1 protein-coding gene and 1 pseudogene are annotated in these 2,997 nt (G+C 69.2%); both read right to left on the reverse strand.

The window, feature by feature from the left end; all coding sequences use genetic code 11:
* Window positions 1–2,566, reverse strand: a 2,566-nt coding sequence (locus EK403_RS01840) for an error-prone DNA polymerase (RefSeq protein ID WP_128775890.1), incomplete at its 3' end; no start/stop codon positions are given.
* Window positions 2,563–2,997, reverse strand: a pseudogene (locus tag EK403_RS22870) (DNA polymerase Y family protein); the annotation flags it as partial. The pseudogene EK403_RS22870 and the gene EK403_RS01840, both read right to left, overlap by 4 nt.

The following is a 2,997-nucleotide window of genomic DNA, read 5'->3' on the forward strand; positions in this document are numbered from 1 at the left end:
GCAAAGGGAGGGATCGCTCCAGGTTCTGCGAAGGATATGCGCGCGCCGCGACCAGCGCCTCCGCCCACTCCTGCCGAAACCCCTCGATCTGACGGAAGCCGAGCCGGATGCGGAGCTCGCCGTCCGGCCGCTTCTCCAGCGCGTTGTCCCAATGACTCACGGCGACGTCGGCGCCGCGGACCTCGACGCCGTGCTCGCGGGCGTCGCGCACGATCTCGGCGGGGGCGTAAAAACCCATCGGCTGCGAATTGAGCAGTGCACACGCGAAGACTGTGGGATGCTTGCATTTCAACCAAGAAGACACGTAGACGAGCTGGGCGAAGCTCGCCGCGTGGCTCTCGGGGAAGCCGTAGGAGCCGAACCCTTCGATCTGCTTGAAGCAGCGCCGCGCGAAATCCGGGTCGTAGCCGCGCTCCACCATGCGGCCGACCATGCGCTCGAAGAACCTGTCGACGCCGCCGACATTGCGGAAGGTCGCCATCGAGCGGCGGAGCGCATTGGCCTCCGCGCCAGTGAATTCGGCCGCCACCATCGCGATCCGCATGGCCTGCTCCTGGAACAGCGGCACGCCGAGCGTCTTCTTCAGCACCTTCTCGAGTTCGTCCGGGTCGTGCGGCGGACCCGGCCGCGGATATTGGACGAGTTCGGGGGCTTTGCGGTTCTTGAGATAGGGGTGGACCATGTCGCCCTGGATCGGGCCGGGCCGCACGATCGCGACCTCGATGACGAGGTCGTAGAAACAGTTCGGCTTCAGCCGCGGCAGCATGTTCATCTGCGCGCGGCTCTCGACCTGGAACACGCCGAGCGAGTCGCCGCGCGACAGCATGGCGTAGACCTCGCCGTCGATCGGCTTGAGGTCCGACAGCGCAAGGCTCACCCCGCTGTGCCGCTGGATGAGGTCGAAAGCCTTGCGGACGCAGGTCAACATGCCGAGCGCCAGCACGTCGACCTTCATCATCCTCACGGCGTCGATGTCGTCCTTGTCCCATTCGATGAAGGAGCGGCCCTCCATCGCCGCAGGGCCGACCGGCACGCTCTCGTCGAGCCGATCGTCGGTCAGCACGAAGCCGCCGACATGCTGGGAGAGGTGGCGCGGGAAGCCGATCAATTCCGAGGCGAGCCGGACCACCTGGGCGAGATGCGGGTTGGCGGGGTCGAGCCCGGCCTGGCGCACCTGCGCGTCGGTCAGCTCAGAGCCCCAGGAGCCCCAGACCGTGTCGGCGAGCGCCGCGGTCACGTCCTCGGTCAGGCCGAAGACCTTGCCAACCTCGCGGATCGCGCTCCGCGGCTTGTAATGGATGACGGTCGCGACCAGCGCCGCCCGGTGACGGCCATAGCGCTGATAGATGTGCTGGATGACCTCTTCGCGCCGCTCATGCTCGAAATCGACGTCGATGTCCGGCGGCTCCGAGCGCTCCTTCGACAGGAACCGCTCGAACAGGACGTCGGCTTCGGCCGGATCGACCGCCGTGACGCCGAGCACGTAGCAGACCGCCGAATTCGCCGCCGAGCCGCGGCCCTGGCAGAGGATGCCCTTCTCCTGCGCGAAGGCCACGATGTCGCGCACGGTCAGGAAGTAGTGCGCGTATCGCTCGCTCTTGATGAAGGCGAGCTCCTTGGCCACAAGCCTCTCCACCTTGCGGGGCGCGCCTTGCGGATAGAAGCGCTTCAGCCCGTCGCGGACAAGATCCTGCAGATGGCCGTGCGGCGTCTTTCCCGGGGGCACCGGCTCGTGCGGATAATTGTATTCAAGGTCCCGCAGGCTGAAGACGACTCGCTCGGCGAAGCGCGCGGTCTCGGCGAGCGCCTCGGGCGCGTCCCGGAACAGCCGGGCCATCTCCTCCGCGGGCTTCAGGTGGCGCTCGGCGTTGGCCTCGAGCCGCCGCCCCGCGGTCTCGAGCGTCAGACCCTCGCGGATGCAGGTCATGACGTCCTGCAGCTTCCGCCGTTCCGGCGCGTGATAAAGCGGCTCGTTGCTGGCGAGCAGCGGGACGCCGCTCCGCTGGCTAAGGCGCGCGAGCCTTTCGAGGCGCGCCGCATCGTCGCCGCGGCGGAGCATGGCGGCGCCGAGCCAGACGTCGCCCGGCCGCTTCTCGGCGAGCCGCGCGAGCGCCGCTTCGATCTCGCGGCCGAAGCGCCGCGACGGCATGACGGCGGCGAGCAGACCCTCGCCCCATTCCAAAAGATCGGCGAGCGTCAAACTGCACTCGCCCTTCTTCGCGCGCTCTTTGCCGATGGAGATGAGCCGGCAAAGCCGCCCCCAGGCGTCGCGGTCCCGAGGGTGGACCACGACGTCCGGCGTTGCGTCCTCGAAGACCAGCCGCGCGCCCGCGAGCAGCTTCGGGACCTGCGGCAGATCCGGGTTCTTCAGCGTCACATAGGCCCGCACCACGCCCGCGACCGAATTCCGGTCCGCGATCCCGATCGCGCCCATCCCGTAGAAGGCGGCGGCCGCCACATACTCTTCCGGCCGCGAGCCCGCGCGCAGGAAAGAGAAGGCGGTGGTCGCCGCGATCTCGACGAAGCCCGGGCTGGCGAGGCGTTGGCTGGCGAGATCTTGGCTCATGCGAACAGCCCGTGCAGATACCAGCGCGGATGCAGGGCCTCGCGGCCGTAGAGCCCGTCGCGGTAGATCCAGAAGCGTGCGCCCCAGGAATCCTCGACGCGGTAATAGTCGCGGGTCGGCGGCGCCTCGCCGGGCCGCCACCATTCGAGCGCGATGCGCTCCGGCCCCGCGGCGCGCACGACATGGTGGGTGGCGCGCCGCCATGTGAAGCGCAATGGCGGCCCGTCCGGGACCTCGGCCAGCGCCTCGATCGGCTCGGGCCTCGCGAACAGCCTGAGCGGCCGCGGGTTTCGTTCCTCGCCGTCGACGGCCCAGGAGCCTTGCGCCTCGCAAAACCCTTGCGCGGGCTCGAAAGCGCCCTCCGCCTCCGGGCGATGGGCGTCTTGCGGGCGCAGGCGCAGCACCCGACCCCGACCGTGGCGGGGGGCGGG

Origin of the sequence: Hansschlegelia zhihuaiae, assembly GCF_004103825.1 — a bacterium.
Taxonomy (GTDB): domain Bacteria; phylum Pseudomonadota; class Alphaproteobacteria; order Rhizobiales; family Methylopilaceae; genus Methylopila; species Methylopila zhihuaiae.